The organism is Reyranella sp. (assembly GCF_004297405.1).
Lineage (GTDB): Bacteria > Pseudomonadota > Alphaproteobacteria > Reyranellales > Reyranellaceae > Reyranella.
Map to the genome: position 1 here is coordinate 108,188 of NZ_SCVC01000004.1, position 26,857 is coordinate 135,044.

At 64.8% G+C, this 26,857-nt stretch carries 27 protein-coding genes and 1 pseudogene; 19 read left to right on the forward strand and 9 right to left on the reverse strand.

The features are described from left to right. The first annotated feature begins 2 nt into the window (after positions 1–2). From ubiA to EPO50_RS01470, 6 genes are read left to right on the forward strand one after another with little or no spacing between them, the layout of a single operon-like run. A complete protein-coding gene (gene ubiA, locus EPO50_RS01445) occupies positions 3–962 on the forward strand; it encodes a 4-hydroxybenzoate octaprenyltransferase (RefSeq protein ID WP_296340859.1) in 960 nt (319 codons plus the stop codon). Positions 963–967: 5 nt separating this feature from the next. After that, on the forward strand, positions 968–1,639 hold the full coding sequence (locus tag EPO50_RS01450; RefSeq protein ID WP_296340860.1) for a methyltransferase: 672 nt from the start codon (positions 968–970) through the stop codon (positions 1,637–1,639). Positions 1,640–1,698: 59 nt separating this feature from the next. Next, complete coding sequence (locus tag EPO50_RS01455) at positions 1,699–2,451, forward strand: hypothetical protein (RefSeq protein ID WP_296340861.1); 753 nt, start codon at positions 1,699–1,701, stop codon at positions 2,449–2,451. Positions 2,452–2,462: 11 nt separating this feature from the next. Beyond that, positions 2,463–3,368 carry a DMT family transporter gene (locus EPO50_RS01460; protein WP_296340862.1) on the forward strand — a complete coding sequence of 302 codons (906 nt, stop codon included), beginning with the start codon at positions 2,463–2,465 and terminating at the stop codon, positions 3,366–3,368. Position 3,369: 1 nt separating this feature from the next. Beyond that, the gene (locus tag EPO50_RS01465) at positions 3,370–3,825 is read left to right on the forward strand and encodes a CreA family protein (RefSeq protein WP_296340863.1); all 456 of its coding nucleotides are present in this window, start codon (positions 3,370–3,372) and stop codon (positions 3,823–3,825) included. Between the two features lie 14 nt (positions 3,826–3,839). Beyond that, complete coding sequence (locus tag EPO50_RS01470) at positions 3,840–4,718, forward strand: aldolase/citrate lyase family protein (protein WP_296340864.1); 879 nt, start codon at positions 3,840–3,842, stop codon at positions 4,716–4,718. Between the two features lie 10 nt (positions 4,719–4,728). Here the strand turns inward: EPO50_RS01470 and EPO50_RS01475 are convergent, their stop codons facing one another. Beyond that, positions 4,729–5,451: a hypothetical protein gene (locus EPO50_RS01475; protein WP_296340865.1), complete on the reverse strand. Its 723-nt coding sequence runs from the start codon at positions 5,449–5,451 to the stop codon at positions 4,729–4,731. 45 nt (positions 5,452–5,496) lie between these two features. Here EPO50_RS01475 and EPO50_RS01480 point away from each other — a divergent pair, with 45 nt between their 5' ends. Both EPO50_RS01480 and EPO50_RS01485 read left to right on the forward strand, forming a co-directional pair. Beyond that, positions 5,497–7,014, forward strand: coding sequence for a UbiD family decarboxylase (locus tag EPO50_RS01480; protein ID WP_296340866.1), 1,518 nt, complete (start codon positions 5,497–5,499; stop codon positions 7,012–7,014). Positions 7,015–7,039: 25 nt separating this feature from the next. Next, entirely contained in the window at positions 7,040–8,002 is a 963-nt protein-coding gene (locus tag EPO50_RS01485; protein ID WP_296340867.1) for a D-2-hydroxyacid dehydrogenase, read from the forward strand. Here EPO50_RS01485 and EPO50_RS01490 read toward each other — a convergent pair. Continuing rightward, the gene (locus EPO50_RS01490) at positions 7,999–8,970 is read right to left on the reverse strand and encodes an endonuclease/exonuclease/phosphatase family protein (protein ID WP_296340868.1); all 972 of its coding nucleotides are present in this window, start codon (positions 8,968–8,970) and stop codon (positions 7,999–8,001) included. The two genes, EPO50_RS01485 and EPO50_RS01490, sit on opposite strands and share 4 nt — an antisense overlap. Before the next feature lie 158 nt (positions 8,971–9,128). On the opposite strand from EPO50_RS01490, the gene EPO50_RS01495 reads away from it, so the two are divergent. Both EPO50_RS01495 and EPO50_RS01500 read left to right on the forward strand, forming a co-directional pair. Beyond that, positions 9,129–9,767, forward strand: a complete 639-nt coding sequence (locus tag EPO50_RS01495; protein ID WP_296340869.1) for a TetR/AcrR family transcriptional regulator — start codon at positions 9,129–9,131, stop codon at positions 9,765–9,767. Positions 9,768–9,863: 96 nt separating this feature from the next. Beyond that, positions 9,864–10,325 carry a DUF2852 domain-containing protein gene (locus EPO50_RS01500; protein ID WP_296340870.1) on the forward strand — a complete coding sequence of 154 codons (462 nt, stop codon included), beginning with the start codon at positions 9,864–9,866 and terminating at the stop codon, positions 10,323–10,325. Positions 10,326–10,389: 64 nt separating this feature from the next. Here the strand turns inward: EPO50_RS01500 and EPO50_RS01505 are convergent, their stop codons facing one another. From EPO50_RS01505 to EPO50_RS01520, 4 genes are all read right to left on the reverse strand, one after another. Continuing rightward, positions 10,390–11,100, reverse strand: coding sequence for a hypothetical protein (locus EPO50_RS01505; RefSeq protein WP_296340871.1), 711 nt, complete (start codon positions 11,098–11,100; stop codon positions 10,390–10,392). A gap of 163 nt (positions 11,101–11,263) precedes the next feature. Then, positions 11,264–12,253, reverse strand: coding sequence for a tripartite tricarboxylate transporter substrate binding protein (locus tag EPO50_RS01510; protein ID WP_296340872.1), 990 nt, complete (start codon positions 12,251–12,253; stop codon positions 11,264–11,266). A gap of 139 nt (positions 12,254–12,392) precedes the next feature. Then, complete coding sequence (locus EPO50_RS01515; RefSeq protein ID WP_296340873.1) at positions 12,393–13,379, reverse strand: tripartite tricarboxylate transporter substrate binding protein; 987 nt, start codon at positions 13,377–13,379, stop codon at positions 12,393–12,395. A gap of 40 nt (positions 13,380–13,419) precedes the next feature. After that, positions 13,420–14,613, reverse strand: coding sequence for a CaiB/BaiF CoA-transferase family protein (locus EPO50_RS01520; protein ID WP_296340874.1), 1,194 nt, complete (start codon positions 14,611–14,613; stop codon positions 13,420–13,422). Positions 14,614–14,735: 122 nt separating this feature from the next. On the opposite strand from EPO50_RS01520, the gene EPO50_RS01525 reads away from it, so the two are divergent. Both EPO50_RS01525 and EPO50_RS01530 read left to right on the forward strand, forming a co-directional pair. Then, on the forward strand, positions 14,736–15,065 hold the full coding sequence (locus EPO50_RS01525) for a hypothetical protein (RefSeq protein WP_296340875.1): 330 nt from the start codon (positions 14,736–14,738) through the stop codon (positions 15,063–15,065). Between the two features lie 11 nt (positions 15,066–15,076). Next, positions 15,077–15,394 carry a hypothetical protein gene (locus EPO50_RS01530; RefSeq protein ID WP_296340876.1) on the forward strand — a complete coding sequence of 106 codons (318 nt, stop codon included), beginning with the start codon at positions 15,077–15,079 and terminating at the stop codon, positions 15,392–15,394. Here EPO50_RS01530 and EPO50_RS01535 read toward each other — a convergent pair. After that, positions 15,391–18,525, reverse strand: a complete 3,135-nt coding sequence (locus EPO50_RS01535; RefSeq protein ID WP_296340877.1) for an adenylate/guanylate cyclase domain-containing protein — start codon at positions 18,523–18,525, stop codon at positions 15,391–15,393. The two genes, EPO50_RS01530 and EPO50_RS01535, sit on opposite strands and share 4 nt — an antisense overlap. A gap of 21 nt (positions 18,526–18,546) precedes the next feature. Further along, positions 18,547–18,717, reverse strand: a pseudogene (locus tag EPO50_RS31475) (zinc-ribbon domain-containing protein); the annotation flags it as partial. Positions 18,718–18,811: 94 nt separating this feature from the next. Between EPO50_RS31475 and EPO50_RS01540 the strand changes: the two are divergent. The 6 genes from EPO50_RS01540 to EPO50_RS01565 all read left to right on the forward strand — a co-directional run bounded on the left by EPO50_RS01540 (position 18,812) and on the right by EPO50_RS01565 (position 24,862). Then, complete coding sequence (locus EPO50_RS01540; RefSeq protein WP_296340878.1) at positions 18,812–19,639, forward strand: class I SAM-dependent methyltransferase; 828 nt, start codon at positions 18,812–18,814, stop codon at positions 19,637–19,639. 246 nt (positions 19,640–19,885) lie between these two features. Continuing rightward, the gene (gene leuA / locus EPO50_RS01545; protein ID WP_296341003.1) at positions 19,886–21,559 is read left to right on the forward strand and encodes a 2-isopropylmalate synthase; all 1,674 of its coding nucleotides are present in this window, start codon (positions 19,886–19,888) and stop codon (positions 21,557–21,559) included. Between the two features lie 74 nt (positions 21,560–21,633). After that, complete coding sequence (locus EPO50_RS01550; protein ID WP_043283565.1) at positions 21,634–21,873, forward strand: hypothetical protein; 240 nt, start codon at positions 21,634–21,636, stop codon at positions 21,871–21,873. Positions 21,874–21,908: 35 nt separating this feature from the next. Further along, positions 21,909–22,220: a hypothetical protein gene (locus EPO50_RS01555; protein WP_296340879.1), complete on the forward strand. Its 312-nt coding sequence runs from the start codon at positions 21,909–21,911 to the stop codon at positions 22,218–22,220. A 16-nt stretch (positions 22,221–22,236) separates the two neighbouring features. Beyond that, entirely contained in the window at positions 22,237–23,637 is a 1,401-nt protein-coding gene (locus tag EPO50_RS01560; protein ID WP_296340880.1) for a TldD/PmbA family protein, read from the forward strand. A gap of 13 nt (positions 23,638–23,650) precedes the next feature. Next, positions 23,651–24,862 (forward strand): lytic murein transglycosylase, encoded by a 1,212-nt coding sequence (locus EPO50_RS01565; protein ID WP_296340881.1) that lies wholly within the window; start codon positions 23,651–23,653, stop codon positions 24,860–24,862. Between the two features lie 120 nt (positions 24,863–24,982). Here EPO50_RS01565 and EPO50_RS01570 read toward each other — a convergent pair whose 3' ends face one another. After that, complete coding sequence (locus tag EPO50_RS01570) at positions 24,983–25,915, reverse strand: diacylglycerol kinase family protein (RefSeq protein ID WP_296340882.1); 933 nt, start codon at positions 25,913–25,915, stop codon at positions 24,983–24,985. 122 nt (positions 25,916–26,037) lie between these two features. Between EPO50_RS01570 and EPO50_RS01575 the strand changes: the two genes are divergently transcribed. Next, positions 26,038–26,853: a UDP-2,3-diacylglucosamine diphosphatase gene (locus EPO50_RS01575; RefSeq protein ID WP_296340883.1), complete on the forward strand. Its 816-nt coding sequence runs from the start codon at positions 26,038–26,040 to the stop codon at positions 26,851–26,853. Positions 26,854–26,857 lie beyond the last annotated feature (4 nt).

Below are 26,857 nucleotides of genomic sequence, written 5' to 3' on the forward strand. Positions count from 1 at the left end.
TCATGGTGTTCCTGTATGCATCGCTGCATGATGCCGTCATGACCGCCGACCGGACAACCGGCTTCACCGACATCAATCGTCAGCACTGGACCTTGCGCTATCTGCCTCCCTGGGCGCGGCCTTATGGACGGCTGGCGCGCTGGGACCGGCCGATCGGCATCTGGCTGCTGCTGTTTCCCTGCTGGTGGTCGCTGGCGCTGGCGGCGGCGCCGAGCTGGGGACGTCTCGCCGGCCTGATGGCGTTGTTCGCGCTGGGCGCGCTTGCGATGCGCGGGATGGGCTGCACCTGGAACGACATCCTCGACCGCAAGGTCGATGCCGGGGTCGAGCGCACGCGCGGCCGGCCGCTGCCGTCGGGCGAAGTGAAGCTTCACCAGGCCCTGATCTGGATGGCCCTGCAGGGTGCGGTTGGCGCGGCGGTGCTTTTCAAGCTGAACAAGTTCGCCGGCGGCGTGGCGCTCTGCTCACTGCTGCTGGTCGCGGTTTATCCGGCGATGAAGAAGGTCACCTCCTGGCCGCAGGTCGTGCTGGGGCTCGCCTTCAACTGGGGCGCACTGGTGGGCTATGCCGCCGTCACGGGCACGCTCTCCTGGGCCACGGTCGCGCTGTACTTCGGCGGCGTTGCCTGGACCATGGTCTACGACACGATCTACGCCATGCAGGACCAGCGCGACGACGCGATCGTCGGCGTGCGCTCGACAGCACGCCGCTTCGCCGACGCACCGCGGCGATGGCTCACGCTCTTCGCCGTATTGGCGATCGGCTTCTGGATCCTGACCGGCGTGCTGGCACCTCTCGGGCCGGGCTACTTCGTGCTGCTCGCCTGCGTCGCGGCGCACTTCTTCTGGCAGATCGCCTTCGTCAAACCGAGCGATCCGGCGAATTGCCTGATGCGCTTCAAGTCCAACGCCCAGGTCGGCTGGCTGCTGCTGCTCGCGCTCGTCGCCGATCATCTCTATTAAGGCTGATGCCGCGTCTGCCTGCCGACCCTCAGGGGTTCATCCGCGCCAACACCGCGCTCGAAGCCCCCGCCATGGTGCCGGAGTTCAAGCTGTGGCTCGCCAGCGAATATGTGCCGATCTGGCAGGCCACCGAGGCCTGGCTGGAGGAGCAGAACGTCGACCCTCCCTACTGGGCCTTCTGCTGGCCGGGCGGCCAGGCCGTGGCGCGCTACCTGCTCGACAATCCGGCGCTGGTCGCCGGCAAGCGCGTGATCGACTTTGCCGCGGGATCGGGCGTCTCCTCGATGGCTGCGGCGAAGGCCGGCGCCGCCACCGTGATCGCCAATGATATCGATGAGTTGTCCCTGATCGCGACCCGCCTCAATGCCGAGGCCAACGGGCTGGCCGTCGACACCAGCAGCGCGGACTGGCTGGCCGGCGCCGATGGAGACCCCGAGGCCGACGTGGTGATTGCCGGCGACGTCTGTTACGAGCGCGAGATGTCGGTGCGAGCGCTAGGCTGGTTGCGCAGCCACGCCGCCAGAGGGCGCCTGGTATTGTTGGGTGACCCCGGCCGGAATTATTTCAGCGCGCAGGGCCTCGAAGAGTGCGCGCGCTATGAGATTCCGACGTCACTACAGCTAGAAAACAGGGGCATGCGCGAAACTGTCCTCTGGCGGGTACTGCCTCATCCCTAGGCAATCCGTTATAATTCCTTAACTGTTCTTTCACAGAGGACTTGGGTTACATGGCCTCAATGCCCTCTAAGACACCGAAATCAACAATAAAGCCGGCCGACTTCGCGACCCTCTACGACGGGTTCAACTCGCCCGTGTCGCGGTTCGACTGCGGCCGCAAGTGCGCGCCGCTGAACGGAGGCGAGCCGGTCTGCTGCTCCACCGAGAACGCCGTGCCGGTGGTCCACAAGGTCGAGTTCGACCTGCTGAAGACCCGCACCGACCTCTGGTCCAAGTTCAAGCCCTACGATTATGCGACCAAGCAGATCGTGGCCGAGCTCACCAACGACTGCATGGCCATCCACTGCAAGGGCGCGCGCTTCTGCGAGCGCGACAACCGCACGATCGCCTGCCGCGGCTTTCCCTTCTATCCCTACCTGACGAGGCAGAAGGAATTCATCGGCGTCGGCACCTACTGGGTGTTCGAGGATCGCTGCTGGATGATGTCCAACCTCGAAGTCGTCGACCGCACCTTCGTCGAGGAGTTCATCGCCACCTACGAGGCGCTGTTCATCAAGGACCACAGCGAGTTCACGACCTACGTCGATTTCTCGGCCTCGGCACGGCGCGTCTATTCCCGCTGGAAGCGCGAGATCCCGTTGCTCGGCCGTCAGGGCGAACTTCTGATCGTGACGCCGTCGACCGGCGAGGTCCGCCCCGGCCGCAAGAAAGACTTCCCCAAGACTGCCCCCTTCTCCTCGGAGAAGGAGTATCGTGCGGCGGTGAAGGAAGCCGGTGGCGAGGTTCCCAAGGAAGGGTTGCGCGCCACCTGATCAGGGTTGCCGTGCCGTTCGTCAGTCGCCGTCGTCTCGCCTGGGCTCTGTTGCTGCTGTCGCCGGCGATGTTCGCCGTCAACATGTTGATGGCACGCTACGCGACCTTCGTGCCGCCCAATGCCCTGGCCCTTGGGCGATGGCTGGGCGTCGCGCTCCTGCTCCTGCCCTTCGTCTGGCCACGTCTGGTGCGCCATCGCCATGCCCTCAGCCGCGAATGGCCCGACCTGCTGTTGCTGGGCGCGCTCGGCATGTGGGTCTGCGGTGCCTGGGTCTATATCGGTGGTCGCACGACGCCAGCCCTCAACATCGGCCTGATCTACGCCGCGTCACCGATCCTGGTCGTGGCGCTGGGCCGGCTGCTCTATCGCGAACGGCTGACCGCCGGGCGCCTCGCCGGCATCGTGCTCTGCCTCGCCGGTGTCGCCGCTGTCTTCGCGAAGGGTCACATCGGCAACCTCCTCTCGGTCCAGTTCACCGAGGGCGATCTTTGGATCGCCGCCGCGTCGGCCTGCTGGGGCATCTACTCCGTGCTGTTGAAACACCGACCGAGCGCACTCGATCCGCTGACGAGGCTGTGCGCGATTGCCTTCGCGGGCTCGCTGGTGCTGCTGCCCTTCGCCATCGGCGAGGCTGCGCTGTGGAGCGGACCAGATTTTTCGGACTGGCGCACCTGGGCCTGCTGGATCGTCCTCGCGGTCATTCCCGGCGTCGGCGCCTATGGCGCTTTCTCTTTCTGCATCCGCGAATTGGGGCCTTCGGTGACCAGCGTGTCGATGTATCTCGGTCCGCTCTATGTCGGCATCCTCGCCTGGCTCACGCTTGGCGAAGCGCCGCAATGGTACCATCTAGTGGGAACAGCCCTCGTCCTGCCCGGCCTGTTCCTGGCCACGCGTCCTCCCGCCAAAGGAGCCTGAGATGTTTCGTGCGATCCTCTCCTTGCTCGCCCTGCTGCTGGCCCTTCCGGCCGCCGCGGAGGAAATCGGTTCCGTGGGCTATCGCTTCAAGTGGCTTGGCCCCAACGACAAGATCGTGGTCGAGGCTTTCGACGATCCCGATATCGCCGGCATCACCTGCTACATCTCGCGCGCGCGCACCGGCGGCATCAAGGGTGCCTTCGGTCTCGCCGAGGATCCACCCTATGCGTCGATCTCCTGCCATCAGGTCGGACCGGTTGATGGTACGCAAGCAGAGAAGCTCAAGAGCCCGCACGAGGTTTTCAGCGAACGCGCCTCGTTGATCTTCAAGACGACACAGGTCGTGCGGTTCTACGATCCCAAGCGCCGGGCGCTGGTCTATCTCACCTATACCGACCGTGTGATCGAAGGCAGCCCGCAGAATTCGATCAGCGTCGTGCCCATTGGTTTGAAGTAAGAGGCTAAAGAAACATGACGAACCGTCCGCAACCGACCTGGCGCTCTTTGATGTTCGTGCCGGTGACCGCCGAACGCTTCGTCGCGAAGGCGCACACGCGCGGTGCCGATGCGATCATCCTCGATCTCGAGGACTCGATCCTGCCGGCACACAAGGAGGCCGCACGGTCAGCCCTCGCCGCCGCCGTTCCTCGCGTCGCCCAGAGCGGCGCCGATGTGGTGGTGCGCATCAACCGTCCCCTAACGCTCGCCATCCCCGACATCGCCGCTGCCGTCATGCCGGGTGTGACAGCGCTGATGTTGCCCAAGGTCATGGGACCCGAGCATGTACGTCTCCTCTCCGAAGTGGTGGCGGAGCACGAGGCGGCGCAGGGCATGGAGATCGGCCACACGCGCTTTCTCGCCTTGATCGAATCGCCCGCCGCCCTGCCGCATCTCTTCGCCATCGCCGCCGAGCCTCGCATGGCGGGCATGTCGGTGGGCGGTGAGGACATGGCGACGGAACTGGGCGCCATCCCGTCGGCCGACAGCATGTACGTCTTCGCCATGCAGGGCCTGGCTGCCGCACGCGCCGCCGGCATTCTGCCGATGGGCTCGATGGGACAGCTCGCGAAGATCGACGATCTCGACTCCTACAGAGCCGGTTTGCGGCGTGGCCGGGCGCTGGGCTTCACGACGGCCGCCTGCATCCATCCGCTGCACGTGCCAATCATCAACGAAGAGTATGGCGCGTCGGCGGCCGAGCTGGACCGCGCCCGCCGTCTGATCGCGGCCTTCGAGGCGGCAGACGCCGGCGCCGTGGCCTTCGAAGGCAGCATGGTCGATCTGCCCGTTGTCGAGCGCGCGCGACGCCTGGTGGCGCGCGCCGCGGCCTGGCACAAGACCGGCGCCTAGCGATAGAGGCTTAACGATAGAGGAAGGTGCCCAACAGCACCCACCGCGCCGCGTTCGGCTTGCCGACGAGCGGTGTCGTGTAGTGCCAGAATGGCAGGCGATAGGCCGTCATCGTGGCAGGCTTGGCCACCGACACGATCTCGCTGAAATGGCCGGCGCGGCTGTAGACCAGCCATTGGTGCGCCACGCCCGGCGTGCACAGGCTGAGATGCAGGTCGATATAACCAGCCTTCGCATCCTTGTTCTCGGGATGGTGATCGTTGTGCGGCCCGGCATAGTCGCCCGGCCCGTAACGCAGCACCTGCAAGCCCCAGCCCGCCGCCAGCTTGCGGCCGGCCAGTGCCTCGGCGAAGGCACGGAAGCTCTTCGACCGCATCATGCGCACGAGGCCGATGCGTTCCGCAGCCTTGACGCCGGGCTCGCGCCGACTCTCGAAATAGACCGTGCGGGCGCGGCTGGTCTTGGGCAGCAGCTCGCCATAGTCGCGGCGCATCTCCGAGATCGTCTCCGGCGGAATCGGCCGCTCCAGCGGTTCGAGCGTGTCGACAAGCTCGGCCTCGAGCGCGCGGCGCAGGCGGCCCACCTTGGCGCGATCCAGCAGGTCGTCGCGGGCAAGGAAGCGCGTGCGCGGATTGGCGAGTGCCCCGCACAGCGGATGCGAACCCGCCAGCACCTGCCGGCCGGCGCGACTCAGCAGGTCTTCGAATTCAGCCGGAATGGCGTTTGATTTCATGGCGTTTGATCTCGGACGCCCACCACTCTAAACGACAACCCCAGTATGCCCTACGCCTCGCTTCGCGATTTCATGGACCGGCTTGAAAAGGCCGGCCGCCTGGTGCGCGTGAAAGCGCCCGTCTCCACGCATCTCGAAATGACGGAGATCCAGACCCGGTTGCTTGCCGAGCAAGGGCCTGCGGTGCTGTTCGAGAACGTGGTGCGCGAAGACGGCAGCCGCTCCGACGTTCCAGTACTGGTCAATCTCTTCGGCACCGTGGAGCGCGTCGCCTGGGGCATGGATCGCGAGCCTGCCCAGTTGCGCGCTGTCGGCGAGACGCTGGCCTTCCTGCGCCAGCCCGAGCCGCCCGGCGGCTGGCGCGAGGCGCTCGACATGCTGCCGATGCTGCGCACGGTCATGGCGATGAAGCCCAAGACGGTCGGCACTGCGCCTTGCCAGGAAGTCGTGCTCACCGGCGACGACATCGACCTTGGCCGCCTGCCGATCCAGACCTGCTGGCCGGGCGAACCGGCGCCGCTGATCACCTGGCCGCTGATCGTCACGCAAGGGCCCAATCCCAAAGGCGATCGGCAGGACAGTTTCAACCTCGGCATCTACCGCCTGCAGGTCACCGGCAAGAACACCACCTTGATGCGCTGGCTAAAGCATCGCGGCGGCGCGCAGCACCACCAGCGCTGGAAAGGCGCGGGCAAACGCGAGCCGCTGCCGGTGGCGGCGGTGATCGGCGCCGATCCCGGCACCATCCTGGCCGCCGTCACGCCGGTCCCCGACACGCTTTCGGAGTATCAGTTCGCGGGCCTGCTGCGCGGCAAGAAGGTCGAGCTGGTCGATTGCAAGACCGTGCCGCTCAAGGTGCCGGCCGAGGCCGAGATCGTGCTCGAAGGCCATGTCAGCCTCGACGACTATGGCGACGAAGGCCCCTACGGCGATCACACCGGCTACTACAACAGCGTCGAACAGTTCCCGGTGTTCACCATCACCGCCATCACCATGCGGCGCCAGCCGATCTACCTCTCGACCTTCACCGGTCGGCCACCCGACGAACCATCAGTGCTGGGTGAGGCTCTGAACGAGGTGTTCATCCCCCTCTTCCAGCAGCAGTTCCCCGAGATCGTCGACTTCTGGCTGCCCCCCGAAGGTTGCAGCTATCGCATCGCCGTCGTCTCGATGAAGAAGGCTTATGCCGGTCACGCCAAGCGGGTGATGATGGGCGTGTGGTCCTATCTGCGGCAATTCATGTACACCAAGTGGGTGATCGTCGTGGATGCCGACATCGACGCTCGCAACTGGAAGGACGTGATGTGGGCGCTGTCGACACGCATGGATCCGGCGCGCGACATCACCGTGATCGAGAACACACCGATCGACTATCTCGACTTCGCCTCGCCGGTCTCCGGCCTCGGTTCCAAGATCGGCCTCGATGCCACCGACAAGTTCCCCGGCGAGACCAACCGCGAATGGGGTCGCCAGATCCGCATGGATCAGGCCGTGATCGACAAGGTCGACGCCATGTGGGGCGAACTCGGCCTGCCGGGCAGCGGCAAGAAGATCTGGCGTTAGCTTTCAGCCACGAGGAGTCGTCATCGTGACCACCAACCGCGCGCACATCCTGCTCTGGACCGACCAACCCAAAAGCTATCTCGACGCCATTCAAGCGGCGGGACTCGGCGAGCGGGTCGCCATCGATACCCTGCCGCGCAAGGAGAAGCCGTCGGCCGATCAGCTCGCGCGGACGGAGGCGCTGATGGCCGGCGCCGTTCCGGCCGGCCTACTGCCCACCATGCCGAAGCTGCGCTGGGCGCAGGCGATGAGCGCCGGTGTCGAGGGCTGGCTCGCGCTGCCCGACCTGCCGCCGCAGCTTGCGCTCACCTGCGCACGTGGCACGCACACCGAATCGATGCCCGAGAACATCATCGCCGCACTATTCCATGTCGCGAAGCCGATGAGCGTGGCGGTCGAAAACCAGAAGCAGGCCAAGTGGGTGCACACCGTCGCCCAGCCGCTTTACGGCAAGACGCTGGGCATCCTGGGGCTGGGCGCGATCGGCGGTGAAGTCGCCCGCATCGCTGCGGCGCTCGGCATGCGCGTGATCGGCACCAAGCGGCGCCCGCAATCCATGGCCCATGTCGCGGAAGTGCTGCCGCCGGAGCGCACCGACGAGGTGCTGGCGCAGTCGGACTTCGTGCTGCTGCTCCTGCCGGCAACGCCGGAGACCGACAATTTCATCGACGCCAAGCGGCTGGCGAAGATGAAGCCCAGCGCCTGGCTGCTGAACTTCGGCCGCGGCCACATCATCAAGGACGATGACCTGATCGCCGCCGCGATGGAAAAGAAGATCGCCGGCGCCGTGCTCGATGTCTTCCGCCAGGAGCCGCTGCCATCAGAGCATCCCTTCTGGAAGGCCGAGGGCATCATCGTGCTGCCGCATATCGGCGGCCCGCACCCGCAGCGCGATAAGTTCGTCGCGCGCCTCTTCGTCGACAATCTGAAGCGCTTCCTCGATGGCGAGCCACTGAAGGAAGTCGTCGACCGCGCGGCGGGCTACTAGCCCTTCCTGGCGTTCTGCACGATCTGGGTCAGCCGCTCGCCGTCGATGTCGGTCTTGATCTGCACCCAGATCGGGAGGTGGTCGGAGAGCTGGTAGGTGAACTGGGTGCGTGTCATGCCAGCGCCGGGGAACAGCTCCTTGATGCCGGCATCGGAGACATGGAAGTCGAGCGTGCCGCCGAAGTTGGTGAAGCGCTTCTTTGCTGTCGGCAGGTGCAGGATCTGGTCGTAGCGCGCGTTCTTGTTGAGATTGGAGCCGCCGACGGTCACGTCTCCAGCCTTGAGCTTCATCAACGAGTCCGGCACCTGAAGGCCACGCCGCGTCAGCGCTTTGAACAGCTTGTCGTCGAGCTTGGGCGTGTTGAAATCGCCCATCACGATCAGGTCATGGTCTTCGACCGACTTGTCCTTCTGCCGCTCGTCGATCCAGTCCGCCAGCATGCCGAGTTCGGCTTCGCGGCCGGCAGTGCTCTTGCCCCAGCGCGCATGGGTGGCGATGGCGATGAAATCGAAGTTTCCGGAGCGGAACGAGCACATGTAGGGCGCGCGCCAGAACGACTGCGTCGCGAGATACTCCGTTCCCGCCTTGCCGCGCGGCGCATCGACCTCTGCAGCGAGCCCGTTGAAGGTGACGGCGCGGCGATCGAACAGGAAGCCGGTGCGTTCGCGATTGCCGCCATCGTCGGACATCCAGTCGGAGTAGACGAGATCCCAACTCGGCCCGAGGAAGTGGCAGACACGGCCGAAATCCTCGAGATTGTCGCGCAACTCGACCAGTGCGATCAGGTCGAACTGGCCCAGGATCTCGGCGATGTAGTGGAGGGCCGCCGGCTTGCGCCGCTTCTTGCCGAACTCGCGGATGTTCCAGACCGCGACGTTGATCGTCTCGTCGAGCTTGGAGGATGGAATCTTTGCGGCGTCGATGCGCTTCCTGAGCGCCAGCAGTCCGGCCGCGACTTCCGCTGACACGTCTCCGTGATGCATGGGGCCCCGCTCTCGACTTTCGCACGCACAGGGTAGGAACAGAGGGGCGGCAGTTCACTCAACGTCTACGCATATCGCGCCGTGTATTGCCCCGCTCCGCTTTGCCTATTGCTGGCCCCTGCTTTAATGTAAACTCCCTTAACATGAGCTGGAAAAGGCAGGATCGCGAAGAGCGCGGCTATCACCACGGCAATCTGCGCGAAGCGCTGATTAAGGCCGCGCGCGAGCTCATTAAGGAAAAAGGCCCCGCCGGCTTCACTTTTGCCGACGCCGCACGATCCGCGGGCGTCAGCGCAGCGGCGCCTTACCGGCACTTCCGCGATCGCGAGGCCCTGCTGGCCGATGTGGCGCGCGAGGGCTTCCAGCGCTTTGAGGCGATGCTTTCAACCGGCTGGGCCGGCGGCAAGCCTGACCCGATTACAGCCTTTCACAATATCGGCCGCGCCTATCTCGCATTCGCGCGTGCCGAGCCGGCCTACTACGCCGCCATGTTCGAGTCGGGCCTGCCACCCGACATCAATGTCGAGTTGCGCGCCGCAGGCGACCGCGCCTTCGGCGTGCTGCGCACCGCTGCCGAAACACTGGTCGGTCTGCTGCCGGCCGGCAAACGGCCACCGGCCCTGATGATGAGCCTGCACGTCTGGTCGCTGTCCCACGGCATTGCCTCGCTGTTCGGCCGCGGCGACGCCGGCCGGCGCTCCCTGCCCATGACCGCAGAGGAGCTGCTGGAGTCGGCCATGCTGATTTACCTGCAGGGACTGGGTTTTCCCCCAAAAGCATAAAGTGCACTCACTGCCCCTTGACTCAGTAAGGGGGAATGCCCAATGTAAATGTCGTTAACATTTACATCGTTAACATCAAGCTAAGGGGGTCCCCACATGGGCCTGATCGAAAAAATCGACGACCTCGGTAAGCCAGCGTGGATCGCCCTGATGGTGCTGAGCTTCATCTTGTTCTGGCCGATTGGCATCGCGCTTCTCGTTTACCTGAAATGGAGTGGACGCATGTTTTGCTCGAGACGTTACGGCCATTGGGACATGCCCGATCGCCAACAGGCTCGCGAAGAGTGGCGCGAGCATCGCCGTCAGGCCCGCGAGGAATGGCGTAGCTGGAAGCGCCGCCATCGTTGGGGCCGGCCCGAGACGAGCGGCAACGTCGCCTTCGACGAATATCGTGAGGAGACGCTGCGCCGCCTCGACGAGGAACAGCGCGAGTTCCGCGACTTCCTCGACAAGCTGCGCGCTGCCAAGGATCGTTCCGAGTTCGACCAGTTCATGGCCGATCGCCGCAGCCGCCCCTCGGAGCCGCCGGCGCAACCGCCTGCACCGCAGGCTTCCTGATCAAGCATCCCGATAACGGGCAATCGCAACACCCCCTCCATGTCTCGGAGGGGGTGTTGTCGTTTCAGTAATCGAGCTTCATCGGCAACTTGTGACCCGTTGCCTGCTGCACGAGGTCCGACAGGACCGCAAAGGCATAGCGGGCGCGCAACTCTAGCGAGGCAGCGGTCGATGGCGGCGTCCGGCCCCAGCCGACGACGGCGGCGGCACTCGCCTCCCAAGTCGCGGCGTTGAGTTCCGAGAGCTGCCGCCTCAGCGTCGTCGTCGACCCCACAACTGTCCGTCGCCTGTCGACGGTCTCACCTTCGAAGGTGAACTCGAAGGGACAGGGCAGCCAGAGCTCGACATGCCGCACGAGGTGGGCATAGCGCGAGCGATATCCCTCCGCATTCGACCGCCTCAGGACGGGATCGCTGTCCCACTCCTCCGGCAGCACTTCGGGGCAACGGCGGCCTGGATGTTCTGCGTAGGCCGCCCACAGGACGAGGGAACCAAAGCCATCCCAGCCCGGCCGGCCGGTGAAGTAAGGAGCATGTGGCGCTTCTTCCCAATCGAGAGGCGTGTCAATGCGATTGCCTAGCGACTGCACGAGGCCCACTCGCCACGCCACTACCGCCGCGTGAATACCCGCGGGATCTTCGATCAGGGCCGCAGGACCACGCGGACGCGCCGCATGGCCCTGGCGACTGCGCTCGCGCGCGATTTTATCTCCGACTGTCTCCCACTCACCAGCGTGGTAACGCGTCAGCGACCCGACATAGACGTCGAGGGCCATGCAGAATGGGCTTCCTTTCGTTCGGGCGCTGTTACACCCCTGCTACCTACAGTTGACCTACACGGACCTTAGGCCCGCGCAAAGCTGCAAATGCAAATAACTGAAAGCCTCATCCGGCGGATTTAACGTTCGATCTCTGACCCAACCTGGACGCGAATACCCCTTATTGAGGCTCGATGTTCAGCCCCTTTACCAGGTCGATCCAGATCGGACCCTCCTCGGCCACGATCTTCTCGAAGAAGACATGGTCTTGCGCGGCCCTGTCGATGCCGAAGGTCGCCAGGATCTTCTGGATACGCTCACTCTTCCCACCCTCGACCATCATGTCGGAGAGCTTCTGGACGATCTCCTTGGGCATCCCGGAGGGGCCCACGAGGCCGATCCAGCCTTGGACCTGGAATGCCTTGTCGGTGACGCCCTGCTCGAAGAAGGTCGGGACATCGGGAAGCTTCTTCATGCGCACTTTGGTCGGCACAGCGATCGGACGGCCGTTGCCCGATTGCAGTACGCCTGAAGCCGCGGCGACACTGCCGCTGCCACCCTGTACGGCGCCTGCAGCCACGTCCTGCCACATCGGCGCTTCGCCGCGATAGTGCACGGCCTCCATCGTGAGCTTGTAGTGGCGGTTGAGCGCCTCGACGGCGACGTGGCTGTAGGAGCCTGCACCATAGGTGCCGAGGCTCACCTTGTTGGCACGCGCATAGTCGGCGAACTCGGCCAGGTTCTTCACCGGCAGCTTGGAATTCACGATCAGCGGCAAGTGGCCCGCGTCCATCCACGAGATCAGGACGAAATCCTTGTCCGGGTCGTAGGGCAGCTTCTTGAACAGCACCTTGTTCATGATCATGGTGGTCGAGATCGTCCACATGAGCGTGTAGCCATCGGGCGCTGCACTCTTCACCTGCTCGGCGGCGATGGCGCCGCTGGCACCAGCCTTGTTCTCCACGAACACAGGCTGGCCAGTCTTCTGCGAGATGTACTCGCCATAGGCGCGCGCAAACGTATCGGTCAGGCCGCCGGCCGGATAACCGCAGATGATACGGATGGGCTTGTTGGGCCAAGCGGCCTGGCCAATGGCCGGAGCCGCAATCGTTGCCGCAGCAGCGGCAGAACCAAAACGCAACACATCGCGACGCGACGCACGGATAACCATAACTTCCTCCCTGCGGCGCGGTATTTTTTGGTGACGGTCCAAGCCGTCTTGATCGCGCCAGCTGACAGCATGGCGTCGATTTCGCAGGGCGTAAAGATGGCTTCAGCGCATCGACGCGGCCGTTGCTCGTATCAAGGATCTACTGAGGCTCTATGTTCAGGCTCTTGATGATCTCGATCGAGACCGGGCCTTCTTCATCCAGGACCTTCCTGAAATAGGCCCTGTCACGTGCCCCCTCGTCGATGGCGAACGTGTCGTTGACCTTCTGGATACGCTCGGTCTTGCCGGCTTCGACCATCAGGTCGGAGAGCTTCTGTACGATCTCCTCGGGTGTACCCGCGGGCGCCGCACAGCCCACCCAGCCACGTATCTGGAATGCCTTCTCGGTGAGACCTTGCTCGTAGAAGGTCGGGATGTCGGGCAGCCGCTTCATGCGTTCCAGGGTGGGCACGGCGATCGGCCGCCCAGCACCCGTCTGCAAGACGCTCGACGCAGACGCATAGCTGCCGGTGGCGCCCTGGACGGCGCCAGAGGCCACGTCCTGCCACATCAGCGATTCACCACGATAATGCACGGCTTCCATCTTGAGCCCGTAGTGGCGATTCAAAGTCTCGGTCACGACATGAGCGAAGGAGCCGATGCCATAGGTCGCGAGCGATACCTTGCGACCCTGCGCCCACGCCGCGAACTCCTTGATGTTGGTGGCCGGCACATCCTTGTTAACGATCGTCGGCAGATGACCGGTGTTGAACCAGGCGACCAGGGCAAAATCCTTGTCCGGATCGTAGGGCAGCTTTTTGAACAGCGCCTTGTTCTGAACCATCGTCGTCGAGTTGGTGAACATCAACGTATAGCCGTCGGGCGCGGCCTGCTTGACCATCTCGGCGCCGATCGCACCGGCGGCACCCGCCTTGTTCTCAACGACCACAGGCTGGCCAATCTTCTGCGCTACGTAATCGCCATAGGCGCGGGCGAAGACATCGGTGAGCCCGCCTGCCGGATAGGTACAGATGATGCGGATCGGCTTGTTCGGCCACGCCTGTGCAATTGCCGGCGCCGGCAGGGCGGCCACCATAGAGGCCGCCCCATAGCGCAGAACGTCACGCCGTGTCGCACGGATGATCATGATCGCCTCCCATTCGGGCGACGATTCTCGGTGTGACGGTCTACGCCGTCTTGGTCGCGCCGGACTTCAGCATGGCGTCGATTTCGCTTTGCGTAAACCCGGCCTCCTGCAGCACCTCGACACTGTGCTCGCCGAGCCGCGGCTGCAGCCGGGTGACTTCCGGCTTGGTCTTGCTGAAGCGCGGAGGAATGTCCGGCATGCGCAGGCGGCCTTCGGTCGGATGGTCGACTTCCTTCCAGAATTCGGTCGCCTGCAGCTGCGGATCGACGAACAGGTCGTCGAGCGTGTTGACCGGGCCGTGTGGCACGTTCGAGTTCTTCAGCAACTCGACCCACTCGGCGTTCGTCCGCGTGGCGCAGATTTCGGCCAGCGTCGAATAGTAGTGCTCGACGTTCTTCAGGCGGTTGGCGAGTGAGGTGAAGCGCGGATCCTGGGCCAGTTCCGGCCGGCCGATCAGGCCGCAGAACTCCTTCCAGTGGCCGTCGGTGTAGGGCAGCAGCGCGAAGTAGCCATCCTTCGACGGATAGGGCCGCCGTTCCTTGTTGAGCACGCGCTTGTAGCCTGCCGTGTCGAGCGCCGGCCGGAAGGTCTCGCCGTAGAGATGCTCGACCATGACGAAGGAAACCAGCGTCTCGTACATCGGAACTTCGACGGCCTGGCCTTTGCCGGTGCGTTCACGCGCGAAGAGTGCCGCAAGCAGCGCTGAAACGACGCCGTTGGAGCTGGTCTTGTCGGCAACGATGGTCGGCAGAAAGCGTGGCTGGCCCGCCACCACGGTCTGCAGCGACGCGAGGCCCGAACCGGCCTGGATGATGTCGTCATAGGCAGCCTTCGCCCCCATGGGGCCGGCCGCGCGATAACCATAAGTCGCGAGATAGACGAGGCGCGGATTGATCTTCTCGAAGGCTTCGTACTCGACGCCCAGCCTCTTGGCGGGATCGGGCCGGTAGTTGTGCATCAGCACGTCGGCAGTTTCGGCCAGCTTGAACAGAGCGTTGCGGCCGGCGTCCTGCTTGAGGTCGAGCACGATCGAACGTTTGGAGCGATTGCAGCCAAGATAGAAGGCGGCCATCCCCGGATTGCGTGCCGGTCCGAGCTGACGGGTGGTGTCGCCCTCCGGCGGCTCGATCTTGATCACATCGGCGCCGAGATCGCCGAGCTGCTGCGCGGCCCACGGACCCAACACGACTGTCGTGCAATCGAGAATCCGAACACCGGCCAACGGACCTGCCATCTAACTATCCTCCAAAACGTTACCCACCGATTACCACAAGTTGGTCACAGGCCACGGCCACAATTGCCACGCAACATTGTTGTTCCTGCGAACGTTACCGACGCAGGCAGTAGGAGAGCTTAATGTACGAGTACGTGTCGAGGACCTGTAACCGTTCGAAGCTGCGGGCGATCACCGCAGCCGCTATCGCCGGAGCGGTCGTGCTGGGTACCACGGGCGGGGCTATGGCCGGTAATTGGAAGAAGGGCCGTGGCCACTACTATTACGCTCCAGCCCCTGTCTATGTCGCTCCAGCCCCCTACTACTACGCACCGCCGCCGCGGGTCGTCTATGCACCGCCGCCGGTCGTCGTGTATCCGGCACCTGCCGCCTATGCGCCAGCCTATCCCGCCTACCCGGCCTACGGGCCTGGCGGAAACCTGAGCTTCGGCATCAACGTGCCGCTGCGCTGACGGAGGTGACCATGAGCGGATCGATGTTCGAACTGCGAAAAAGATGGCTGGGTGCGGCGCTGATCGGCGTGATGCTGGCCGGTGCGCCGGCAGTGGCCGTTGCCGATGACGACGATGATGGCTGGCGGAAGCACCGTCATCGCCATCACCACAAATACTACGGCGGCCCCTACTACTATAAGCCACCGAAAGTCAGGTACTACGCGCCGCCGGTCTACTACGCTCCGCCACCGCCGGTGTACTACGCACCTCCGCCGCCGGCCTACTACGCACCGGCCTATCCGATGCAGCCGGGCGTGAGCCTCGGCATCACCGTGCCGCTGCGCTAACCCGCCGCAGTGGCTGATGGCGTGGCGGCCTGACGGGCCGCCGCGACCGCCGCCAAGCCCGCTTGGCAAATGGCGACCGTCGGCCGCATCCACAGAATGTTCGCCTGATCGAAGCCGCGGGCGAAAGCGATGTCGGCGGCCGACAGATTGTCACGCGCCAGCGCCGTCTTGCCCTTGATCGCCCAGCAATGCGCCAGGTGGCCAGCCTCGCCACGTTCGGTCATCTCCCGTTCGGCTCCTTCGAGTATCTCATCGGCTTCCGCCGCCGCACCCACTGCGACCTTGGCTTCAGCAAGCCAGACCTTGGTCAACCCATGCAGGCTGGCGCGCGGGACCGAGGCTGTTTCTTCCTTCTCGCTCAACAGCTCGATGGCGCCGGCAAAATCTCCAGCGATGAACTTCGCCCGGCCAAGCAGCGTCTCAAGATAGATCGTGACCGCGACGATGCCGGCCGTCCGCGCTCCGCCCAGCAGGGCCTCCAGTGCGGGCATCGCCGTCGCCACATCGCCGCGCGCGATGGCCAGAATGCATCGCGCGATCTGTGCCGCGGCGATCGAGTAGATGTCACGAGCCACCGCCGCAGCCGCAATCACCTGCGTGAGACGCTGGGCCGCCTCGTCATAGCGGCCGAGTTCGCAGAGCGTCGTCACGAGATAACCGCCGCCCAGCACCGAGGTGGCGCCAGCCGTGCCGATACGCTCGGCCCTCAGATCGCCACTCAAGAGACCGCAGCTTCGGCCCAGCGCTTCGGCAGCACCGACATAGTCGCCGACCGCATAGAGGCCGAGGCCCAGCCGAAACAGTGCGAGCGCCCGCAGGCGCACGTCGGCCGCCTCTTCGGCGATCTCGAGGCTGCGTCGTGCGGCTGCGATCGCCTGGCCGTTCTCGCCCTCGACCCAGGACTGGCCCGATTGATCGGCCCAGACCCAAGCCAGTCGCACACGATCATCGATGCCGCGCGCCAGCTCCTCGGCCAACGTCAAGGTGGCATTGATTTCCGCCGGAGCGCTGCCTGTCGCATAGAGCAGCGCCCGCTGAACCCGGAGCTGGTCAATGGCGCGTTCGGTCGCCTCGCGCGACCGCGAGGAGCGTTCGAACGAACCGAGAGCCATGCGCAATCCGGCGATTGCCTCGGCATAGGAGCCACGTGCCAGGGCGCGCTCGGCAGTATGGCCTTGATGGATTGCCGCGACATCCCACAGCTCGCCTTCAGCTGCATGATGCGCCATCCACTCTGCATGCTCAGGCAGCCGGCCGACATGATGCGCCTCGATCGCGGCGAGGATCCGACGGTGCGCCTCGACACGACGCGTTCGCGTCAGCGAATCATGCGCAACCTCGCGCAGCAGCGCGTGTGTGAACGTGTACTCAACATCGGGATAGAGACTCGCCTGCACCAGGATTTCGGCCGACACTGCCTCGCGCAAGGCCGTTTCCGTGCGTGTCGTGGTCTGGCCCGACACGCGCTCAGCCAGCCACAACGGCACGCGCGTGCCGATCATCGCCAAGGTCTGCAGCAGGGCAACACAGTCAGGCGACCGACGGTCGATCCGCGAGGCAATGACGTCGTGCACCGACGGCGGGACGGTGATCAGGTCCGGTGTCTCCCAGCAGGCATAGCGGCGCTGGCGCGGCTGGCTGCCATCGCCTTCCACCACGATGCTGGTGAGCGCGCCTTGATGCGCCAGCGCACGCACGCTCTCTTCGACGAATAGCGGATTGCCGCCGACGCGGCGCGTCAGCCGCTCGATCAGCTGCTCGGTCTCCGGACCTTCGACGAACCATTCGCCGAGCGACCGGCGCACATCGTCATCGCCGAGCGGTGCCATGCGCAGCCGCGTGCCTCCAACCGCTGGCAGCCACAAATCGTCGTACTCTGCGCGGTAGGTCAGGACCGCGAGCAGCGGCGCTTCGCGCGTCAGCTCGGCCACGGCGCGCAGCACTTCCTCGCTGTCTCGATCGACCCAGTGCATGTCCTCGAACACGAAGGCCACCGGCCGGCGGGCTGCCGCAGCACGCGCCAGGCGCATAAAGGCATCGCGGGCCGCAGCGCGCTTGGCGCGGGGATCCATCGCCAGCCATTCCGGCGTCGCGCCGGCCAGCGAGATCAGTGATGCGAAAATCGGGACGTCGGCGGCGAGCGCCGGATCGAGGTCGCCCAACACCGCCGATAGAATCGTCAGAATGCGCTGCGTGTCGTCACTATCGGCAATGCCGATCAAGTCGCGCAGGGCGGAAGCCAGCGCGTGATAAGGAATGGTGCGGCCCAAGGCAGTCGCGGCGGCAAACACGGTCTTGTGCGGTGATGCCTTGTCGCTGTCGCGCACCACGCTGTGCACCAGCCGTGATTTCCCCAAGCCTGCCTCGCCACAGATGCCGATGACGCCACCACGCCGCCGATCGAGTGCGGTGAGTGCTGCTTCGAGCGTCGCCCGTTCACCCTCGCGTCCGACGAAGGGCGCCCGCTCGCGCGACGCCGACGCCGACGCCTGCCAGCGCGAGCGATGCAAGAGAGCACCGGCTGCCTCGTAGATCTCGATTGGCGCTGATGCCCCCTTCACCTCGCGTGGGCCGATGGCGTGGATCTCGACCAGGCCCTGAGTCAGCGACTGGGTCTCGCCCGTCATGTAGACCGAGCCTGGCGTGGCGAGTTGCTCCATGCGGGCCGCGACATGGACCACGGGACCCACGACATCGACCTCGATGCCGAGCTCCGAGGAGATCGTGCGGTAGAGCACGTCGCCGGAATTGAGCCCGACGCGCAGCATCTCGCCCATCCCGGCCTCACGCATTTCACGCTGCATACCGAGCGCCGCAAAGCATGCGCGTACCGCGTGATCTTCGTGCGCTGCCGGAGCGCCGAAGATCGCCAGAATGCCATCACCCAGCCGGCGGCAAACGACGCCTTCGTAACGATGGACCAGGCGGATCATGATCTGGATGGCCGGTTCGATGCGGCTCAGCGCCGCCTCAGGGTCGAGCCCTTCGATCGCCGCCGTCGACCCCTTGAGGTCGGCAAACAGCACCGTTACGCGCTTGCGCTCGCCGTCGCCGACATGGCGGTGCGCGGCAGCCGACACGAGGGACACACCCGCTGCAGCGGGAAGGGCATCGTCGGCCGGGGCGGCCACAAGGCCGACACCACAGCCGGCGCAGAAGCGATCACCCGGCAGGTTCGTCGCGCCACACGTCCTGCAAACTAAAGGAAGCTGCGCCCCGCAGGCGGTGCAAAAGCGGGCCCCCTGTTTGGTCTCGGCGTTGCACATTGGGCAGTGCATACGATCCCCCGTCGCTCCAGTATGCATCCTACCGTCGTACCGCATGGAATTCGAGGTGGCGATCGCCGTTTTGCCGAGGCCGGGCTTGTCGTGAACAAGCCGATCGTTTAACCGCGCAGGCGAAGGAGACGCTCAACGCATGATTGCCGATGCATTCCTGTGGGTCCTCAACCGGACGCCGTCTCTGCGTCGCACGCTCTGGCGCGTGTTCTTCGACGTACTGGCGGCCCGCTTCGGCAATGTCGGCTGGTGGACTTTGATGAACTACGGTTACGCCGATCTCGACTGCAGCACCAAGGCGCTGACGCTCGATCCCGCTGACGACGCCGAGCGCTACCCGATCGCGCTCTATCATCACGTCGCCACCCTGGCGCCGATTGCGGATCGCGAGGTGCTGGAAATTGGCAGCGGCCGTGGCGGCGGTGCCTCGTTCGTGGCGCGCTATCTCTCGCCGGCGCGAATGGTCGGGCTCGATCTCAGCCGCCAGGCGGTGAAGTTCTGCAACCAGCATCATCGACTGGCCAATCTACGCTTCCAGCAGGGCGACGCCGAGCGGCTTCCGTTCACCGACGCCAGTTTTGATTCCGTCATAAACGTTGAATCTTCCTTCTGTTATCCGTCGATCGACCGCTTCCTCGCCGAAGTGAAGCGTGTGCTCCGCGCGGGCGGCCATCTGCACTACACGGACCTGCGGCTTGCCCATGAAGTGGCCGACTGGCGGGCCGCTCTCGCGCGCTGCGGTCTGGAGTTGGTGGCCGAACGCGACATTACGGCCAATGTCATCGAGGCCCTGCATCGCGACACGCCCCGTCGCCGCGCCGGTGGCCGGCGCATCGTCTCCGGTCCCTTCTCGGCCATCGCCGACGTCTTTACCGGAGTTGAAGGCACGCGCATCCCCTCGCTCCTTGCCAGCGGCGAGATGGTCTATTTCAGCTTCCTGCTGCGAAAGCCCGCCACGGCAGCTTGACCCCGTGGGTTGACGGCGGCCGGCAAATCGGGGATTGTCCGGCCCAACATGCTGCGACTGACGACGCTTCGACTTATTGGCTGACCCGCCGCCCCGGTTCGTCCGGGGCCCTTGCGGGTCGCTTGTCGTTCGTCTTCTACCACCATCAGTCGCCGCCACCCTCTTTCAGTCCATCGCAGTGTTCGTTTGAGCCATACGGCCGTGCGCGGCGCGAGGAGTCTATCAATGTCATCCCAGAAGCCCATGATGCCGAACGCGGCCGAAAAATACGTCCCGTTCAAACCGGTCGAGATCAAGGATCGACGATGGCCCAACGCGGTCATCACCAAGCCACCGATCTGGTGCGCGGTCGATCTGCGCGACGGCAACCAAGCCCTCATCGAGCCGATGGATTCCGATCGCAAGACCCGGATGTTCAGGATGCTCTGCGACATGGGCTTCAAGGAGATCGAGATCGGTTTCCCTGCCGCCTCCGAGACCGACTTCGACTTCGTGCGAGAGCTCATCGAGAAGAAGATGATCCCCGACGACGTCACCATCCAGGTGCTGACGCAGAGCCGCCCGGAGCTGATCGAGCGCACCTTCGAAGCCTGTCGCGGCGCCAAGCGCGTCATCGTCCATCTCTACAACTCGACCTCGACGTTGCAGCGGCGAGTCGTGTTCGGCATGGACTATAGCGGAATCATCGACATCGCAGTGTCAGGCGCCAAGCTGGTCAAGCAGTTGGCCGACGCCGATCCGAAGACGGAATGGGTGTTCGAGTATTCGCCGGAGAGCTTCACCGGTACCGAACTCGAGTTTGCCCGCGACATCTGCGCGGCCGTCGCCGACGTCTACAAGCCGACGCCACAGAAGAAGATGATCATCAATCTGCCGGCGACGGTCGAGATGGCCTCGGCCAATGTCTATGCCGACCAGATCGAATGGTGCCATCGCAACTTCAAGTATCGCGACTCCTTCATCCTGAGCCTGCATCCGCATAACGACCGCGGCACCGGCGTGGCGGCCGCCGAGCTCGGCTACATGGCCGGCGCCGACCGCATCGAAGGCTGCCTGTTCGGCAACGGCGAGCGTACGGGCAATGTCGATCTCGTGACGTTGGGCTTGAACATGTACACCCAGGGCGTCGATCCCGAGATCGACTACTCGAACATCAACGAGATCCGTCAGACGGTCGAGTACTGCAACCAGCTCCCGGTCCATCCGCGCCATCCGTATGGCGGCGACCTGGTGTTCACCGCCTTCTCGGGCTCGCATCAGGACGCCATCAACAAGGGGTTCAAGGCGCTCGAAGCGTCGAACAGCAAGGTGTGGGAAGTGCCCTACCTGCCGATCGACCCGGCCGATCTCGGCCGCAGCTACGAAGCGATCATTCGTATCAACAGCCAGTCGGGCAAGGGTGGCATCGCCTACATCCTGAAGAGCGACTACGGCATCGACATGCCGCGCCTCCTCCAGGTCGAGTTCTCCAAGGTGATCCAGCAGATCGCCGACGAAACCGGCAAGGAGATTCAGCCGGCGTTGATCTGGGACACCTTCCGCAAGGAATACCTCGAACGGGCCATCCCAGTGTCGTTCGACAGCCACACGACGGTGCCCGAGCCTGGCCATCCCGACGTGCGTCTTCTCGATGCCAAGGTGACCTTCAACGGCAAGGAGACCACCATCTCCGGCCGCGGCAACGGCCCGATCGCAGGCTATGTCGACGCGATCGGCAAGAATTGCGGCATCAAGATCAAGGTGCGGGACTATCACCAGCACGCGACCGGTGCCGGCTCCGATGCCCAGGCGGTGAGCTTCATCGAAGCGGAGACCGCCGACGGCAAGGTCCTGTGGGGCGTCGGCATGGACTCGAATATCGTGGCCGCATCTTTGAAAGCCGTCACTTCGGCTGCAAACAGGGCGGCGGCTGCGAAATAGCCGTTCACCGAAAGTAGAGCGACAGCTAGCATGACGGGCGGGGAGAACCCGCCCGTTTCCTTTGGAGCTTCAACATGATCAGCCCAACAATGAAGATTGCAGCCGCCAGCCTCGTTGCCGGCATCGTCATCGGCGCCTGCGCCGCCGGCGCCAACCAGCCCAACATGCAGGCTGCCATCGGGTCGCTGCAGGCGGCTCGCGCCGAGCTGCTGCGTGCACCAGCAAACAAGGGTGGCCATCGTGACCGCGCCATCCAGTTCGTGGACAGTGCCATCGCCGAGACCCGCGCCGGCATCGCCTACGCCGGCAACTGAGGTTCGGGCGGCCGGTACCTGCTATAACGCCGGGCATGTCATCGCCCCGCCCGCCGCCGGCCGCCAAATCCAACCTGGCCATCCCGCCGGACCCTAGCTCGCCGCTCAGGCGTCGCGAAGGTCCGGTAATGCGCGTCGTACGCCACTTCTGGAACGGCGCCCTGTCGCTGCTGCTTGGCGCGATGATCGGCATCATCGGTCACCAGTATGTCGGTGATGCCGCCGCCCGCCTGTGGCCCGATCAGGCAATCGTGGCAGAATTGGTGCGTGCGCTCTTCTGGACGGCCGGCATCGCCGCAACCGGCCTGCTCTTCTTCTCCTACTATCTCGACGACACGGCCCGTTAGCGCGTAGAACGGCCGTATGGCCAAAGCGAAAAAGACCGCCTCTAGAACACCGAAGAAGGCTCCCAAGAAGAAGCCTGCCTCGGGCGCTCCCGATGCCAATCTCCTGGTCGACCTGCTGAAGTGGGCGAAGCAGGCCGGCGCCGATTCGGCTGACGCCCTGTTCGTCAACGGCGAGTCGATCTCCGTCGCCCAGCGCCTGGGCAAACGCGAGAAGCTTGAGAGCAGCGAAGGCCGCGACCTCGGCCTGCGCGTGTTCGTAGGCCAGCGCCAGGCCTTCGTTTCTTCCACCGATTTTGCACCCGCAGCGCTGCGTGTGCTCGCCAGCCGCGCTGTCGACATGGCTCGCGCTGTGCCGGAGGACCCGACCTGCGGCATCGCGCCGGAGGAATTGCTGGCAGGAAGCTGGCCCGACCTAGATCTCGACGACAAGAGCCGGCCGACGGCCAAGAAGCTGCTCGCGATGGCGGCGGAAGCCGAGGATGCCGCGCGCGCCACCAAGGGAGTCACCAACTCCGAAGGCGCGGAGGCCGGCTGGGGTCGTACTGCCATCATGCTCGCCGCGTCCAACGGCTTTACCGGCGGCTACCGCCGCAGTGGCTATTCCCTGTCCTGTGCCGTTCTCGCGGGCGAGGGCACGGGTATGGAGCGCGACTATGAATGGTCGAGCGCCGTTCATCTCGAAGACCTGATGGCGGCGACCAAGGTCGGCCGTAACGCCGGCAAGTTCGCGGTCCGCCGCCTCAATCCGCGCAAGGCGCAGAGCGCGCGCGTACCGGTGATTTACGATCGCCGTGTTTCCGGCGGCCTGATCGGCCATCTCGCCGGCGCCATCAACGGCCGGGCGGTCGCACGCGGCACATCGTTCCTGAAGGACAAGATGGGCGAGCGCATCTTCGCGACCGGTATCCGCATCCTCGACAATCCGTTGCGCAAACGCGGACTGGGCAGCCGGCCGTTCGATGCCGAAGGCCTGCCGACGACGCGCACTGCGGTGATCGACGACGGCGTGCTGACGACCTGGCTGCTCGATCTCGCGGCCGCTCGCCAGCTCAATCTCGAACCGACGGGCCATGCGTCGCGCGGCGTCTCGGGCCCGCCCTCGCCCACTACCTCGAATTTCTATCTCGAGAAGGGCAAGGTCTCGGTCGAAGACCTGATCGGCGACATCAAGAGCGGCCTCTACATCACCGACATGATCGGCTTCGGCGTGAACGGCGTCACTGGCGACTACAGCCGCGGCGCGTCGGGCTTCTGGATCGAGAAGGGCAAGCTCGCCTGGCCCGTCAGCGGCATCACCGTGGCCGGCAATCTGAAGGACATGTTCCTCAACATGACGCCTGCGAATGACCTGCAGTTCAAGAGCTCGACCAACGCGCCGACGGTGCGAATTGAAGGCATGACCGTCGCAGGCTCATGATAATCTCCGGCCCATGAACCCTCTTCCCAAGATCACGACCCTCGCCGCAACGACGGCAATTCTTGCAGGTTCGCTGGCGAACCCAGCGAACGCCCAGGACGGCGGCTTCCGCGAGTGCCTGCAGACCATCAAGGCCGACGCGATGCGCCAGGGCGTCCCGGCCAACATTGCCGATCGCGCCTTTCAGGGCCTGACGCCGGATCAGAAGGTCATCGACCTCGACCAGCGCCAGCCGGAATTCTCGCTGACCTATGCGAAGTATGTCGGCGGGACGGTGACTGCCGACCGTATCGTCAAGGGTCAACAGCGGATGGCGCAGCATCGCGCCCTGCTCGATGCGCTGCAGGCCGAGTACGGCATCCCACCGCAATACATCATGGCGTTCTGGGGCATCGAGACGAACTACGGCTCCTTCATGGGCGACTTCCGCGTCGTACGTTCCGTCGCGACGCTGGCCTGCATGACCAAGCGCAAGGACTTCTTCAGCAACGAGACGGTCCAGGCGCTGCGCATCCTGAACATGAACCACATGACCAGCGACCAGATGCGCGGCTCGTGGGCAGGCGCGATGGGCAACATGCAATTCATGCCGTCGACCTTCACCAAGTGGGCGGTCGATCGCGACGGCAACGGCCGCATCGATATCTGGAACAGCCTGCCCGATGCCTTCGCCTCGGCCGCGAACTTCCTGCGCGGCATCGGCTTCCGGCCGGGCTTGCCGTCCAGCGAGGAGATCGTGCTGCCGCGTGGCTTCCCGCTCGACCAGGCCGACAGCACCGTCGAGAAGCCGGTGCGCGCCTGGGCGGCGATGGGTGTGAAGAAGGCGGGCGGTGCGCCGCTGCCGGCGGTCGACGATGCCTCGTCGATCCTGCTGCCGGCGGGGTTCCGCGGACCCGCTTTCATCATCTATCCGAACTTCAAGGCGGTGATGAACTGGAACCGCTCGACACTCTATGCGCTCTCGGTGGGCATCCTGGCCCGCCAGATCGCGGGAGGCTTGCCGGTACAACAGGCGGCACCTGCCGACGATGCGCCGCTGTCGCGCGATACGGTGATCGACATTCAGAACCGGCTGGCCCGACTCGGCCTCTACAAGGACGATGCCGATGGGCTGCTCGGCCCAAAGACTCGCTCGGCGCTGCGTCTGTTTCAGCAACAGACCGGACTGCCCGCCGACGGCCATCCCACCGCCGAATCGGTGCGCCGCCTGCAGCAAACGCGCTAGTGCGGGTTCCAATCGAATGGAACCGGGAGCGGTTCCATTCGATTGGAAACGCATTGGTCTAGGCGCCGCGACCTCAAAAGCATATTCCGTCCAGCTGATTCCAGCCGGACGGAATATGCTCTAAGGGCGCAGCACCCGCACGCCCTCGGCCGCGAGGCCGATCGAAACCGGCAGGGTGAGCGCATCGTCGCCATCGATCTGCACCGGCTGCCGCCGGTGCTCGCCGGCGTCGTTGGTCACCGAAACGCGGACCTGACGGCCGGTCAGCACGCGATAGCCCGGGGTGCGCGGCAGCGCGCCCAGCAGTAGGGCCGCACCGAAGCGCAACGCGTGCATCCAGCCCCAGCGTTCGAACAGGCAGACGTGCAGCAGCGGATCATCGAGCGCTGCCTCGGGCGCCACGACGTAGGGCCCGGCATAGTGCCGGGCGCGCGTCACAATCACCGAGGCCGCCTCGTGTACCTCACCGTCGATTTCCACGGCGTAGCGCACCGGACGGTAGCGTCGCGCCTCAACCAGGGAACGCCAGATATAGGCGCCACGCCCCCACCGGCGCTTCAAGGGCGCCGTGACGCCCGCCACCACCTTGGCGTCGAAGCCGGCGCCGGCCATCAGGGAGAAGCAGCGCGGCGGACCTGCCCCTGTCCCGGATCCGTTGGCCTCGCCCGGCCGCACCAGCAACTCACGACCCGCCGTCATCGTGTGCGCCACGGACTGGGCGCTGAAGCCGAGACCTAGCTCATGGGCCAGCACGTTGGCAGTGCCGAGCGGCACGATCGCCAGCGGCGGCGCGGTTGCGGCCCGTCGAGCCAGACCGTTCACCACCTCGTTGATGGTGCCGTCGCCTCCGGCCACGGCGATGACGCCGTAACGACTGGCATCACAGGCCTCGGCGAGACGACAGGCGTCGCCTTCGGCTGCCGTTTCGACGACATCCACGGTCCAACCCTCGGCGCGCACACGCCCCACCACCGCATCGACCAGACCGCGTCGGCGACGGCCCGCGATGGGGTTGAGGATCAATAGTACAGAGCCCATTGAGGCGAATGTCATGGAACCGTCACAACCGATTAATCGGTACGCAACGGCTCACATACACAATCCACAGCGTACCGTGCAATCGCGCACGACAGATTTTGTGTTGGTCGGATCGTTATCCACATGGCCCCGCTCTCATGACAATCATCGAGCGCCATCAGCCAGCCCGGCACAGGGCGATTTTCCTGTCCGACATTCACCTCGGCACGCGAGGTTGTCAGGCGGAGCTCCTGCTCGACTTCCTGAAGCGCAACGAAAGCGAGCATCTCTATCTCGTGGGTGACATCGTCGATGGCTGGCGCCTGAAGCGCTGGTGGTACTGGCCGCAGAGCCACAACGACGTCGTCCAGAAGATCATGCGCAAGGCCCGCAAGGGTACCAATGTCGTCTACATTCCCGGCAACCATGACGAAGCAGCACGGCAGTATTGCCAGCTCACCTTCGGCGATGTGCGCGTGCAGGAAGAAGCGATCCACGAGGCTCCCGACGGCCGCAAGCTGCTGGTGATCCATGGCGATCAGTTCGACGGTATCGTACGCTACGCCCGTTGGCTCGCGATCCTGGGCGACTGGGCCTATGCCACGGCACTGCGTATCAACACGCTGTTCAACTGGGGCCGCCGCAGGCTCGGCCTGCCCTACTGGTCGCTCTCGGCCTTCCTGAAGCACAAGGTCAAGAACGCGGTGCAGTTCATCGCTGATTACGAAAACGCCGTCGCGAGCGAAGCGCGCCGCCGTGGCGTCGATGGCGTCGTCTGCGGCCACATCCATCACGCCGAAATCCGCACGATCGACGGCATCCTCTACTGCAATGACGGCGACTGGGTCGAAAGCTGCACCGCCCTGGTCGAGGATTTCGACGGCCGGCTACGCATCGTCCATTGGGCGGACGAAATGGCCCGCCGCTCGACGCGCCTGCCACTGTCGGCGGCCCAGCAACTCGCGGCGGAGTAATCGG